The organism is Rhizobium sp. CNPSo 3670, assembly GCF_057784555.1.
Window position 1 is genome coordinate 93861 of the sequence record NZ_JBXSOL010000021.1, and the last position, 12998, is coordinate 106858.

15 protein-coding genes are annotated in these 12998 nt (G+C 63.3%); 8 read left to right on the top strand and 7 right to left on the bottom strand.

The window, feature by feature from the left end; all coding sequences use genetic code 11:
• The first annotated feature begins 66 nt into the window (after nt 1–66).
• Both AC13QO_RS21315 and AC13QO_RS21320 read left to right on the top strand, forming a co-directional pair.
• Nucleotides 67–690: a F0F1 ATP synthase subunit B gene (locus AC13QO_RS21315; RefSeq protein ID WP_085777142.1), complete on the top strand. Its 624-nt coding sequence runs from the start codon at nt 67–69 to the stop codon at nt 688–690.
• A 3-nt stretch (nt 691–693) separates the two neighbouring features.
• Nucleotides 694–1185: a F0F1 ATP synthase subunit B gene (locus tag AC13QO_RS21320; protein WP_085777143.1), complete on the top strand. Its 492-nt coding sequence runs from the start codon at nt 694–696 to the stop codon at nt 1183–1185.
• A 148-nt stretch (nt 1186–1333) separates the two neighbouring features.
• Here AC13QO_RS21320 and rnhB read toward each other — a convergent pair whose 3' ends face one another.
• Together rnhB and AC13QO_RS21330 are read right to left on the bottom strand one after the other, a co-directional pair.
• The gene (gene rnhB / locus AC13QO_RS21325; protein WP_183703011.1) at nt 1334–2023 is read right to left on the bottom strand and encodes a ribonuclease HII; all 690 of its coding nucleotides are present in this window, start codon (nt 2021–2023) and stop codon (nt 1334–1336) included.
• A 167-nt stretch (nt 2024–2190) separates the two neighbouring features.
• Complete coding sequence (locus AC13QO_RS21330) at nt 2191–3348, bottom strand: PA0069 family radical SAM protein (RefSeq protein WP_488541727.1); 1158 nt, start codon at nt 3346–3348, stop codon at nt 2191–2193.
• 140 nt (nt 3349–3488) lie between these two features.
• Here AC13QO_RS21330 and AC13QO_RS21335 point away from each other — a divergent pair, with 140 nt between their 5' ends.
• Complete coding sequence (locus AC13QO_RS21335) at nt 3489–4007, top strand: glycosyltransferase family protein (protein ID WP_285194735.1); 519 nt, start codon at nt 3489–3491, stop codon at nt 4005–4007.
• A gap of 394 nt (nt 4008–4401) precedes the next feature.
• Nucleotides 4402–4734, top strand: a complete 333-nt coding sequence (locus tag AC13QO_RS21340) for a hypothetical protein (RefSeq protein WP_488541736.1) — start codon at nt 4402–4404, stop codon at nt 4732–4734.
• 80 nt (nt 4735–4814) lie between these two features.
• Here the strand turns inward: AC13QO_RS21340 and moaB are convergent, their stop codons facing one another.
• From moaB to AC13QO_RS21360, 4 genes are all read right to left on the bottom strand, one after another.
• Nucleotides 4815–5366: a molybdenum cofactor biosynthesis protein B gene (gene moaB, locus AC13QO_RS21345; protein WP_097597764.1), complete on the bottom strand. Its 552-nt coding sequence runs from the start codon at nt 5364–5366 to the stop codon at nt 4815–4817.
• Nucleotides 5366–6250: a 4-(cytidine 5'-diphospho)-2-C-methyl-D-erythritol kinase gene (locus tag AC13QO_RS21350; protein WP_488541728.1), complete on the bottom strand. Its 885-nt coding sequence runs from the start codon at nt 6248–6250 to the stop codon at nt 5366–5368. Before AC13QO_RS21350 ends, moaB begins: the two co-directional genes overlap by 1 nt.
• 12 nt (nt 6251–6262) lie before the next feature.
• Nucleotides 6263–8095 (bottom strand): tetratricopeptide repeat protein, encoded by a 1833-nt coding sequence (locus AC13QO_RS21355; RefSeq protein ID WP_488541729.1) that lies wholly within the window; start codon nt 8093–8095, stop codon nt 6263–6265.
• A 127-nt stretch (nt 8096–8222) separates the two neighbouring features.
• Entirely contained in the window at nt 8223–9239 is a 1017-nt protein-coding gene (locus AC13QO_RS21360; protein ID WP_285194730.1) for a polyprenyl synthetase family protein, read from the bottom strand.
• A gap of 108 nt (nt 9240–9347) precedes the next feature.
• On the opposite strand from AC13QO_RS21360, the gene AC13QO_RS21365 reads away from it, so the two are divergent.
• Both AC13QO_RS21365 and AC13QO_RS21370 read left to right on the top strand, forming a co-directional pair.
• Nucleotides 9348–9575 carry a putative signal transducing protein gene (locus AC13QO_RS21365; protein WP_085777151.1) on the top strand — a complete coding sequence of 76 codons (228 nt, stop codon included), beginning with the start codon at nt 9348–9350 and terminating at the stop codon, nt 9573–9575.
• A 7-nt stretch (nt 9576–9582) separates the two neighbouring features.
• Complete coding sequence (locus AC13QO_RS21370; protein ID WP_488541730.1) at nt 9583–10374, top strand: tRNA1(Val) (adenine(37)-N6)-methyltransferase; 792 nt, start codon at nt 9583–9585, stop codon at nt 10372–10374.
• On the opposite strand, the gene AC13QO_RS21375 is transcribed toward AC13QO_RS21370, so the two are convergent.
• The gene (locus AC13QO_RS21375) at nt 10364–11704 is read right to left on the bottom strand and encodes an Nramp family divalent metal transporter (protein ID WP_430957119.1); all 1341 of its coding nucleotides are present in this window, start codon (nt 11702–11704) and stop codon (nt 10364–10366) included. The genes AC13QO_RS21370 and AC13QO_RS21375 overlap by 11 nt on opposite strands.
• A 182-nt stretch (nt 11705–11886) precedes the next feature.
• Here AC13QO_RS21375 and AC13QO_RS21380 point away from each other — a divergent pair, with 182 nt between their 5' ends.
• Nucleotides 11887–12747 carry a S49 family peptidase gene (locus AC13QO_RS21380; protein ID WP_488541731.1) on the top strand — a complete coding sequence of 287 codons (861 nt, stop codon included), beginning with the start codon at nt 11887–11889 and terminating at the stop codon, nt 12745–12747.
• Between the two features lie 18 nt (nt 12748–12765).
• Nucleotides 12766–12957, top strand: coding sequence for a hypothetical protein (locus AC13QO_RS21385; RefSeq protein ID WP_488541732.1), 192 nt, complete (start codon nt 12766–12768; stop codon nt 12955–12957).
• The last annotated feature ends 41 nt before the right edge of the window (nt 12958–12998 follow it).

Consider the following 12998-nt stretch of genomic DNA (forward strand, 5'->3'; position numbering starts at 1 on the left):
AGATGGATCACGGCCTGCGACCGCAAGCCGTGATCCTTTGCATTTGCAGTCCACCTGGAGGTGAGCATGTTTTTTGTGACCCCGGCTTACGCTGAAGAAGCACCGGCGGCAGCGACCGGCACGGATGCGCATGCCGCTCCGGCCGCAGGCGAGGTCCATACCGAGACCGGTGTTGCCGAAGGCGAACACGCCCGCGGCCCGTTCCCGCCTTTCGATTCGACGACCTACGCATCCCAGCTGCTCTGGCTGGTGATTACGTTCGGCGTCTTCTACCTCCTTATGCAAAAGGTCATTGCGCCGCGCATCGGGGCCATCCTCGACCAGCGCCACACGCGCATCTCCCAGGACCTGGAAGAAGCAGGCCGCCTGAAGGCGGAAGCCGATGCCGCCGTCGAGACCTATGAAGGCGAACTGGCCGCTGCCCGCGCCAAATCCCACGCGATCGGTTCCGCCGCCCGCGACGCCGCCAAGGTCAAGGCCGAAGAGGATCGCCGCACCGTCGAGGCCAGCCTGTCGGAAAAGATCAAGGCTGCGGAAGCCCGGATCGCCGACATCAAGGCCAAGGCCTTCGCCGACGTCGGCACCATTGCCGAGGAAACGGCAGCCGCCGTCGTCGAACAGCTGATCGGCAGCAGCGCTGCGCAGGCAGATGTCGCCGCCGCCGTCGCGGCCGCCAAGAAGGAGGCTTGATCGATGGAATTTCATTTCGACGCGACTTTCTTCGCCTTTGTCGGCCTCGTCCTCTTTCTGGCGCTGGTCGTCTATCTGAAGGTTCCGGGCATGATGGCACGCTCGCTCGACGACCGCGCCGACCAGATCCGCAATGAATTGGCCGAAGCCAAGCGCCTGCGCGAGGAAGCCCAGCATCTGCTCGCTGAATACCAGCGCAAGCGCAAGGAAGCGGAAGCGGAAGCAGCCCATATCGTTGCCGCCGCTGAGCGCGAAGCCGAGATGCTGACCGCCGAGGCGAAAAAGAAGACGGAAGAATTCGTCGCCAACCGCACGGCGCTATCCGAGCAGAAGATCAAGCAGGCCGAGGCCGATGCGATGAAGGCGGTGCGTTCCGCCGCCGTCGACCTGGCCATCGCGGCCGCAGAAACGGTGCTCGCCAAGAAGGCCGACGGCAAGGTCCAGTCCGAGCTCTTCGGCAACGCCGTCGGACAGGTCAAGACACGGCTCAACTGAGCGGTATCGAATGGAATGAAGGAAGGCCGGGCATGTCCCGGCCTTTTTCTTGTTGATAGATCTTTCTTTTGTCTGGCCTCTTGCGGAGCCGTTCCTGATCCGGCGTGCACCCCTCTAAAGGCGGAATATGCCGATCTTTTTTCGGCGACTATTCCGAGAGCAGTTCGTCCATCTCAGGCTCGTCGCCGTCCTTCCGCAGTGGCCGAAAGCTCATTCGGTGCAGGGAGCAGGGGCCGTGCTGTTCAATGCCGGCGCGGTGCTGCGCCGTGCCATAGCCGGCGTGGGCCGCAAAACCGTAATCGGGAAATACATGATGCGCCCGCGCCATCATCCGATCGCGCGTCACCTTGGCGACGATAGAGGCGGCGGCGATGGAAACCGAGCGGGCGTCACCCTTGACCACGGCCTGTCCTGGGCAATCGAGGCCGGGCGGCACATCAAGCCCATCTGTCAGGACGTAGCTTGCGGGAATGGCGAGGCTGCAGATGGCGCGGCGCATCGCGTCAAGGCTTGCCTTGCGTATGTCCGTTTCGTCGATCCGGGTCGAGCTGGAGGAGGCGATGGAAACCGTCGCCGTCGCCAGGATCTGCGCGAAGAGTTCTTCGCGCCGCTGGGCCGAGAGCTGCTTGGAATCGTTGAGGCCTTCAGGGATGCGCTTCGGATCGAGGATGACCGCAGCGGCCACCACGGGCCCCGCCAGCGGCCCGCGGCCTGCCTCGTCGGCGCCGGCGACCGGCCAGTGGCCGGCCTTGCGGGCTTTGAGCTCAAGCTTGAAATCCGGCACGAGAGGGACCGTGTCGAAAAGCAGGGGAGAATCGGGTGGCGTGCGACGTTTCATGCGGCTGAACCTCGCACGCCAACCCGATTTCCCGCAAGTCCCCGGATCAGGGCGGCGGCCGGGGACGGTCCTGCGGATGGAGGCGGTCAGGGCCATCCGCGGAAATTGCGCTCGGGGCTCGAAAACAGGGCGGATTTTCTGAGCAGCCGATGCGCAACCTTAAAAAATCAGAGCAGCGACAGCTGTACGCCGCTGCCATCCGGTGGCACGAACAGATCGTCGCGCAACGGCACGCTGCGGCGTGTCAGCTCGAAGCGTCTCGCCGCCATTTCGAAGCGCCGGGCGATCTGCCAGGCATAGGGGCCGGCGCCCTTCATGCGCTTGCCGAAATCTGCGTCGTAATCCTTGCCGCCGCGCATCGAGCGCACCAGCGACATCACGTGCCGGTAACGATCGGGATAGTGCTGCAGCAACCAGTCGCGAAAGAGCGGGCTGACTTCAAGCGGCAGCCTGAGGATGACATAACTCGCCTCGGTTGCGCCGGCAGCCTTCGCCGATTCCAGAATGCGTTCCAATTCGTGATCGTTCAGCGCCGGGATCAGCGGCGCGGCCATGACGGCAGTCTGGATCCCTGCCTCAGAGAGCGCATGAATGGTCTCCAGCCGTCGCGGCGGCGTGGCGGCGCGCGGTTCCATCGCCCGGGCAAGCTTGCGGTCGAGCGTGGTGACCGAGATGCCGACGCGCACCAGGTTTTTGCCGGCCATCTCCTGCAGAATGTCGAGATCGCGCAGGATCATCGCCGACTTGGTGACGATCGACACCGGATGGTTCGCCTTGTTCAGCACCTCGAGGATGCCGCGCATGATGCGCCACTCCTTCTCGATCGGTTGATAGGGGTCGGTATTTGTGCCGATCGCGATCACCCTCACCTTGTACCCCGGCTTGGCGAGCTCCCGCTCCAAGAGCTTCGCCGCATCGGGCTTGGCGAAGAGCTTCGTCTCGAAATCGAGCCCCGCCGAAAGCCCCATATAGGCGTGCGTCGGGCGGGCGAAACAATAGATGCAGCCGTGCTCGCAGCCGCGATAGGGATTGATCGAGCGGTCGAAGGAAAGGTCCGGCGATTCATTGCGTGTAATCGCCGTGCGCGGCTTTTCGATCTGAACCACGGTCTTGAACGGTGGCAGTTCTTCCAGCGTCTGCCAACCGTCGTCGAAGGTCTCCCGCTGCAGCGCTTCGAAGCGGCCTGTTGGGTTCAGTCCTGCTCCACGCCCGCGCCGCCGGTCAACCTCGACCCGAAGACCGGAGGACACGATCATCGCATCGGCAATATCTGCCGTATTGGCAGGCGCGAATGCGGCCTGCCCTGCCAGGGACTGCTCTCTCATCGGATTCTCCCGCAGCGGAAAGCCGTTGTCTCCGCCCGTTTGTGATGATTAAATTCCTATCGGTAAAATGAGAACAATGCAAGAACAAAATACGCAAAACGGTGCTGGCAAAAAATTGTGCGGCGCATTATGAATAATCGATGTTGACGGTTGTTCTCGAATGCCAGGATCAGGAATCCGAACTGGCGCAGACCTTATCGGTATTGGTGGCAGGCGCGGTGGAAGGACTCGTCAGCGATGTGATCGTGCTTGATCACGGCTCGCGCGACGGAACCTCGCGGGTCGCCGACGCCGCTGGCTGCCGTTTCCATTCACAGTGGGATATCAAGGACATCGTGCGCTCCGCCCGAGGCGAATGGCTGCTCTTTATCGAGCCGGGCGCCAGGCCGCAGGCCGGCTGGATCGATGAGATCGCCGAATATGTGGCGCTGAATAAGACACCAGCGCGCTTTGCCGCGTCGCGCGGCTATCGACGCCCGTTCTTCCAGCGCGTTGCCCGCGGTCGACCGCCGCTGGAGCTTGGCTTGTTGATGCCGAAGAACCTGGCGCTCGCCGCCGCCAGAAGCGGGATGCCTGTTGGCGACTTCGCCAAGGGCCAGAAGCCGCGCAAGCTTGCAAGTGAATTGATTCCTTCCTGGGTGGCGCGTGCCACGCGGTAGAATGCCCATCGCTACATCGAGCCTGTCTGAGAGATTGTCCCTCACCTAACCCTCTCCCCGCAAAAGCGGGGCGAGGGGACGTGCCCAGTGCAACGTCGAGATGGAGGAATCCGGCGCGGCATATCCCCTTCGCCCGCAAGCGGGAAAGTGGCGGCAGCCGGATGGCTGGTCTCGTCGCAAGCGCGCTTTGGTGATTACTCCCGCCATGGCGCAAAGATGGCGCCCGGTCGGATTTCGCGTTATAATTCACCTATGGCGCCGCCGGAAGCGCCGCGCTTCGCAACGGGTGCCGTGGAATGCCGGTGAACGGCAGAACAGGTCGGCGAAAAATCTCCTCTTCTGCCGGGTTTCCGGCGAAAGGAGGTGCGTCATGCCAAGCGGTAGGATTTACCGCATGCGCGGTAGGATCTGCGGCGTACGCGGTAGGATCTTCGGCCTGCTGGCCGTCATATTGCCGACATTGGTGATCGCGCATCCGCATTTGGCAGCATCGCAGACGATGCTCAGTTGCGCAGGCCGATCCGACGTCGTCAGTTTCCTCGACAGGAACTTCGGTGAGAAGCTTACCGCCGTCGGCCTGGTCAACCAGAACGCCGTTCTCGAGGTCTATGCCGCCAAAAGCGGCACCTGGACGCTCGTCGTCACGGATGTCCACGGCATAAGTTGCATTCTGCTGTCCGGTGATAGCTGGGATTCGATGCCGGCTCTGCCGGGCATTGCCACATAACAAAGGCCAGCGCGTCGGCCTCGAAAGTCTAAATCGGGTTTTCGACGGCGCGACCGCGGCATTGTAACGGCAGCGCCAGTCTATTTCTTTGCGCCGCGTTTCAGATGCTCGTCGAGGCGCGGCATGATCTCGACGAAATTGCAAGGCACGCTGCGATAGTCGAGCTGTGCTTTCAATATGCCGTCCCAGGCGTCCCGGCAGGCACCGGGCGAGCCGGGCAGGGCGAAGATGAAGGTGGAGTTGGCAACGCCCGCGGTGGCGCGCGACTGGATGGTCGCCGTGCCGATCTTGTCATAGGAGATACGGTGGAAGACAGCGGAAAAGCCATCCATGCGCTTTTCGAACAGCGGCTCCAGCGCCTCGGGCGTCACGTCTCGGCCGGTAAAGCCGGTGCCGCCCGTGGTGATAACGACATCGATCTCATCCCGCTCGGTCCAGGCTTTGACCTGAGCGGCGATTTTCTCCCGGTCATCGGGCACGATCGCCCGCTCGACCAGCCTGTGGCCGGCCTCGGCGATCCGCACCGCCAGCGTATCGCCGGACTTGTCCGTCTCCGGCGTGCGCGTATCCGAGACGGTGAGGACGGCTATGCCGACGGCGATGAAGGGCCGTTTTTCGTCCAAACCTGCCATCACATGCCTCCCGAAACCGTTTCCGTCGCCTGGAAATACCAGTCGGGCCGCGCCTCGTGAAGAGCTGCCGTCGCATGGCGCGCGGCGGCCATATCGGCGAAGATCCCGAAGCAGGTGGCGCCGGAGCCGGACATGCGGGCAAGAAGAGCGCCCTCAGCCTGCAGCATCGCCGAGATCGCCGCGATTTCGGGCACGGCTTCGCGCGCCGGGGTCTCCAGGTCGTTGCGAGCCGCGCCGATCGCCGCAAGCCAGCCTTCGGTGTGTGCGAGCGTCAGGGGTGAATTGTTCTTTGCCGTGAGCCGGCGGAAAACCTCCGGCGTCGAAACCCCCTTCAGCGGGTTGGCCAGCACCATGGCAAAGGCCGGCAGATTGGGCACGGCTTCGATCTCCTCCCCGATGCCGCGGGCAATCAGCGGCCGGCTCTCGAGGCACATGGGCACGTCGGCGCCGAGCTTCAGCGCCAGCGCCGCCAGCGTCTCCACCGGCAATCGCAAGCCCCAGAGGCGCATCAGCCCCCGCAGGGTCGCCGCCGCATCGGCCGAGCCGCCGCCGATGCCGGAGGCAATGGGCAGGTTCTTCTGGAGATGGATGTGAACAGGGAAGGCAAGGGCGCCGACAGCCTCGCGCAGGAGATCGCGCGCTCTGATTACAAGGTTGGTGTCGCCGTCGCCGGCAAGCGTCTCTCCGAAGCGGCCCGACAGGGTGAAGGCGTCGGCCTGCGCGGGCAGGAAGCCCAGCCGGTCGCCGCAACCTGCGAAGGTCACCAGCATATCGAGCATGTGATAGCCGTCCGGCCGTTGGCCCGTCACATGCAGGGCGAGATTGATCTTCGCGCGCGCCTCTTCGGTGACGCCGAAAGCGTCGGCCAAGCCCTGCTCAGGCATCGGTCGCGCCCGTCAGGACTTCTTGTCGACCGGCGGCGGCATGATCGGCGCCGGATCCGGCTGCTTCTTGTCGGCCGCCTTGGCATCGTCGCTAGCGGGCAGGCCGTTTGCGATCTTTTCCTTGATCTTCGGAATTTCGGCCGCTTCAGGCTCGGAGGCGAGCGCCCGGTTCCACTGGTAGACTGCTTCGAGCTTGCGCCCGACCCGCCAGTAGGCATCGCCGAGATGGTCGTTGATCGTCGCGTCGCCGGCCTTGATCTGCGCAGCCCGCTCCAGCTCGTCGACGGCGTCGTCGAAGCGGTTAAGGCGGAAATAGGCCCAGCCGAGCGAATCGATGATGTAGCCGTCGTCAGGGCGAAGATCGACAGCCTTCTTGATCATGGCGAGGCCTTCGTCGAGATTCCGGTTCATGTCGATCCAGGAATAGCCGAGATAGTTCAGCACCTGCGGCTGGTCGGGGTTGAGCTCCAGGGCTTTTCGGAAATTCGGTTCGGCCTGGTCCCACTTCTTCAGCCGCTCATAGGCAATGCCGCGCTGGAAGAAGACGCTCCAGTTGGCGCGGCCGGGGATTGGGCCGATCACTTCGACCGCCTTGTCGTAATTGGCGGCCATCGCCTCGTAGTCCTTGGCGTCGGAGAGCACGCTGCCATAGGCGAGGTAGCTGCGGATATCCTTCGGATCGGAGGCGATCAGCGCCTGCAGGTGCTTGCGCGCCTCGTCGACCTTGCCGCCCTGGGCAAGGGCGAGGCCGAGTTGAAGCTCGGAGATGCGCCGCATCGGCGAATCTTCCGGCACCTTCTTATAGAGGGAGATGGCGCGGTCCATCTGGTTCTGCTTTTCGGCGATGCCGCCGAGCAGCACCAGTGTATCGGCGCTGTTGGGATCGAGCGCCTTCGCGGTCTGCAGATAGAGCGAGACGATGTCCTCGGCGCCATCGCGGTTCAGAGCACCGCCGACGGAGAAGAGCACGCCGGCGGCGCCTTCTTCGGCCGTCTTGACCTGCTGCTCCTGCTTCTCACCCTTCTCGATGCTGTCGCGCAGCGCATTCAGCGGCGCGTAGTTCGGCAGCAGGTTATCGCCGACGGAAACCGCATCGAGCGCCTTCTGCTTGTTGCCCTGCGCCGCCTCCAGGCGGGCAAGCGCCATCACCGCGCGCATGAAGGTGTCGGGCGCCGTCGCCCCGCCTTCCTTGTCGAGCACGGCGTCGTTGAGATGCTGGCGGGCCGACTTCACATCGCCGGTAACGACGGCGATCGCGCCGGCATTGTAGTTCTGAAAGATGCGGAACCAGTCCGGCCCCTTCATCTTCTCGACCATGGCGAGCGCTTCCTTGCCGCGGCCGGCGCCGACGCGAGCCCAGGCGAGCAGCAGGTCGTTCATCATCCGGTCGAGATCGTTCGGACCCTTATATTTCAGGATCGACTCGGCTGTCTTGTAGTCGTCGCGGCGCACGGCATCCATGGCGCGCACGATCGTGGTGATACGCTCGACCGAAGGATCGCTCTTCAGATCATTGGCGTATTTGACGCCTTCCTTGATGTCGCCGTTGAGCAGCAGCGAGATCATCAGCCGCTGACGGATCTCGGGGTTGCCGGGCTCGATCTGCAGCGCCTTCTTGTAGAGCGCGATCGCGGTCTCGTAATCGTGATCGACATCGGCTGTGCGCGCGGCGAGGAAGGCGCCTGAGAACGTGGTGACGTTATCGGCATCGAAGAAGCTCTCGGCTTTGCCGGCATCGCCCGCCTTGGCCGCATCTTCGGCACTCACGCCGGCAACGCCGCCAAGCGAAAGGACAGCCGCCAGCGCTGCGCTCGTAAGAAGACGGATGGCAATTCTCTGCCGCATTAGAAAACCTTTCTTCGAGAGCGTCCGGCCGCTGCCGGTCGCAAATCAGTCGTCATCACTGAGTCATAACAGGATGGCTTTTTTGGAGCGGCGCTGCAAGAAAATCAGCTTCGATCGCGGCGTTCGATCAATTGACGCGCTCGATGCAGAAGTCGATCACTTCCATCAGAGCGGATTTCCATACCGTATCGGGTAGCGGCGCCAGCGCGTCCCGCGCGATCGTGCCGTAATGGACCGCCCGGCCGATCGTGTCGCTCAGCGTGCCGTATTTGGTGATCAGCCCGAGCGCTTTTTCCAGGTTGGCGTCGCTGCTATTGCCGGCCTCGATCGCATCGCGCCAGAAGGCGCGCTCTTCCGTCGTGCCGCGGCGATAGGCGAGGATGACGGGCAGCGTGATCTTGCCTTCGCGGAAATCGTCACCGACATTCTTGCCGAGATCGGCGGCCTTGCCGCCATAGTCGAGCGCGTCGTCGACGAGCTGAAAGGCGAGGCCGAGATTCATGCCGTAGGATTTCAGCGCATTGCGGCCGGAGCGGCCGGCATCGGCAACGATCGGCCCGACTTCGGCGGCAGCCGCAAAGAGAGCCGCCGTCTTGGCGCGGATGACGGAGAGATAATCGTCCTCCGTCGTCTCCATGTTCTTGGCGACGGAAAGCTGCAGCACTTCACCTTCGGCAATCACGCAGGCCGCGGAAGACAGGACGTCGAGCGCATCGAGCGAGCCGACATCGACCATCATGCGGAAGGCCTGGCCGAGCAGGAAGTCGCCGACCAGCACGCTTGCCTGGTTGCCCCAGATCATCCGCGCAGTCGATTTGCCGCGGCGCAGGTCGCTTTCGTCGACGACGTCGTCATGCAGCAGCGTCGCCGTATGCATGAATTCGACCGAGGTGGCGAGCTTGATGTGGTTTTCGCCGCGATAGTCGAACAGTGAGGCGGCCGCCAGCGTCAGCATCGGCCGCAGCCGCTTGCCGCCTGATGAGATCAGATGGTTCGCCACTTCGGGGATCATCTGCACGTCGGAGCCGGCCTTGGACAGAATGAGCTGGTTCACCCGCTCCATGTCAGCCCGGGTGAGATCGACCAGCGGCTTGATGGATGCCAGTTTGTTTTTGCTTTCTTCAAGCGGTATGACCACGCCCAACGACCCGGACTCCTGTTCACTCATTGCATCTGACAATAGAAAGGGGCGATGGACGCGGCAAGGGGTGAATTGTCGCGCCAGCCGAAATTGGAAGGAAAAAGACGGCAAATGCATGAACTTATCCGCGCCAACGATCCCGTTCTGCTCTCCTTCGCCGAGAGCCTGATGAAGGATGCCGGAATTCACTGCTTCATCGCCGATCAGGGCATGAGCGTGCTGGAAGGCTCGCTCGGCATGCTGCCGCGCCGCCTGCTGGTGGATGAGGACATGGCCGACCGGGCCCGCCGCATTCTGATCGATGCCGGCCTCGGCGGCGAGCTGCGCGACAGGACGTGAGCGGACGATGACCGGCGGACCGGCTGAAACCATCGATGCCTTCCATCGCGGCGCCTTTCATCTGGTGCAGCCGAAGGGCAGGGGTCATCGCGCCGGCATGGATGCGATGCTGCTGGCCGCCCTCGTCGCCGACGATCGCGCGATCAGGGTGGCCGATCTCGGCGCCGGCGCCGGTGCCGCCGGCCTTGCCGTCGCCTCGCGCCTTCCTAAGGCGCAAGTGGTGCTCTTCGAACGCTCTGCCGAGATGGCCGAATATGCCCGCCGCAGCATCCTGTTGCCGGAAAACGCCCATCTCGCCGCCCGCCTCAGTGTCGTCGAGGCCGATGTAGCGCTGACCGCCAAGGCGCGCAACGATGCCGGCCTTGCCGATGAAAGCTTCCATCACGTGATCATGAACCCGCCCTTCAACGATGCCGGCGACCGGCGCACGCCCGATGCGCTGAAGGCCGAAGCTCATGCGATGACCGACGGTCTGTTCGAAAGCTGGATCCGCACGGCCGGCGCCATCATGATCCCGGGCGGGCAATTGTCGCTGATCGCCAGACCCCAATCGATCGCCGAGATCATCGCTGCCTGCGGCCGGCGCTTCGGCGGCATCGAAGTGACAGCCATCCATCCGCGCCCCGGAGAAAATGCCGTCCGCATTCTGGTAACCGCCATCAAAGGATCGCGGGCGCGACTGACACTGCGCGCGGCCCTCATCATGCACGAAGAGGGGAGCCACAAGTTCTCCCCTCTGGTCGACGATTTCAACAATGGCCGGGCGGCCTATCCCAGGCTTCGAACCTCTAGCCGGTGACGAAGTCGAAGAGCAGCTTGACGTTCAGCCCGGCGATCACGACGGCGATCACATAGGCGATGCCGCTCAGCCAGCGCGGCGCCACGAGTTCGCCCATCTTGGCCCGGCTGGCGGTGAACATCACCAGCGGGAAGACGGCGAAGGAAAGCTGCAGGCTGAGCACGACCTGCGTGAGGATCAGCAGTTCAGCCGTGCCCTGGTTGCCGTACCAGATGGTGACGACCGCCGCCGGCACGATGGCGATAGCGCGGGTGATCAGCCGGCGCACCCAGGGTTTCAGCCGGATCTTGAGGAAGCCTTCCATGACGATCTGGCCGGCAAGCGTTGCCGTCACTGTCGAGTTGAGGCCGCAGCAGAGAAGCGCGATACCGAAGAGCGTCGGGGCGATGGCGAGGCCAAGCAGCGGCGACAGCAGCGCATAGGCGTTGCCGAGCTCGACGACATCGGTCTTGCCATTGGCATTGAAGGCGGCGGCGGCAAGGATCAGGATCGAGGCATTGATCAGAAGCGCGAAACAGAGCGCGACGGTGGAGTCGATCGTCGCATAGGTCAGCGCCTCTTTCTTCTCGGGGATCGTGTGACCATAGGCCCGCGTCTGCACGATGCCGGAGTGCAGATAGAGATTGTGCGGCATGACGGTCGCACCGAGGATGCCGAGCGCCAGATAGAGCATTTCCGGGTTGGTGACGATCTCGGTCGTCGGGAAGAAGCCGGTGATGACGGCGCCCCATTGCGGATCGGCAAGGAAGATCTGCACGCCGAAGCAGAGCGCGATTACCCCAAGCAACGCAATGATGAAGGCTTCCACCCAGCGGAAGCCGAGCCTCTGCAGGAAGAGGATCAGAAAGACATCGAGGGCGGTGATGAGAACGCCGAGCTCAAGCGGAATGCCGAACAGCAGATTGAGACCGATTGCCGTGCCGATCACCTCGGCAATGTCGGTAGCGATGATGGCGATTTCCGCAAAGGCCCAGAGCGGCACCGAAACCCATTTGGGAAAGGCGTCGCGGCAGGCCTGTGCGAGGTCGCGGCCGGAGGCGATCGCCAGGCGCGCGCAGAGTGATTGCAGCACGATTGCCATCAGGTTGGAAAGCAGGGCGACGGTGAGCAGTGCATAGCCGAATTTCGAGCCGCCGGCGAGCGAGGTCGCCCAGTTGCCCGGGTCCATGTAGCCGACGGCGACCATGTAGCCCGGCCCGGCAAAGGCCGCCGCCCGGCGCCACATCGAGCTGTGACGTCCGGTTCCGACAGTGCGGTAGACATCTGACAGCGACGCCTCGCCGCGTTCGTGCCGCCAGCCGCTGTTTGCATTGGGATTGAGAGCGTCCATGCCATTTCCACCTAGTTATCGTCCGTGCACTATGACCGATTAGAATGATAATGCAAGTCATTCGCAACAAGAAAATCAATCGGGTGTTTTTCAGGAACGCGGGCATTGCGTTTGTCGTTCCAGCGCATACATGGATGCGATTGCGAAATGACGATCGTGCGACCCGAAGCGAAGGATGGGAAATGGCCGGATTCTTGAGAAAGCTGCTGCCGAAACGGTTCCGCAAGGAGGGCCTCACCATTCCCGTCGTCAGGCTGCAGGGTGCGATCATCAGCGGCGGTGGCCAGTTCCGCGCCACCCTCAATCTCGCCAATGTCGCCCCGGTCCTGGAAAAGGCCTTCGCCATGAAGGAGGCGCCGGCCGTTGCCATTTCCATCAATTCGCCGGGCGGCTCGCCGGTCCAGTCCCGACTGATCTTCACCCGCATCCGCGAGCTCGCCCGCGAAAAGCAGAAGAAGGTGCTGGTCTTCGTCGAGGATGTCGCCGCTTCCGGCGGTTACATGATCGCGCTTGCCGGCGACGAGATCATCGCCGACGCCACCTCGATCGTCGGCTCGATCGGCGTCGTCTCCGGCGGTTTCGGCTTTCCCGAACTCCTGAAGAAGATCGGCGTCGAGCGCCGCGTCTATACGGCCGGCGAAAACAAGGTGATCCTCGATCCGTTCCAGCCGGAAAAGGAAAAGGATATCGAGTACCTCAAGAGCCTGCAGCTCGAAATCCACCAGGTCTTCATCGCAATGGTGCGCGAGCGCCGCGCCGGCAAGCTGACGGATGATGCGACGGTGTTTTCCGGCTTGTTCTGGAGCGGCACCCGCGGCCTCGAGCTTGGCCTCATCGATGGCCTCGGCGACATGCGCCAGGAATTGAAGCGGCGCTACGGCCAGAAGACCCGGCTGGAACTCGTCACCGCCGGCCGCGGCCTCTTCGGCCGCCGCATTCCCGGCGTATCGCCTGTTACACTCGAAGGCGCGGGGGCGGGTCTCGCAACAGGACTTGTCGAAGCGGCGGAAGAGAGAGCATTGTGGAGCCGCTTCGGACTTTGAGAGGAGCAAGAGAGGGGCATGGCACAGCTTATCACGATCCTGATCCTGGTGTTCTCAGCCTGGTGGCTCTACCGCCGCTTCGTCTCCGATGCCCGCAAGCTCGCCGAAAAATCGCGCCGCGCCGAAAAGGAACGCCAGACCGGCGCGGTCGGCACGCTGGTCAAGGACCCCGTGACCGGGGAGTACCGGCTGAAGCGGGATGAGGAATAGCCCGTTTCCCCTTCTCCCCAGCGGGGAGAAAGGTGCCGGCA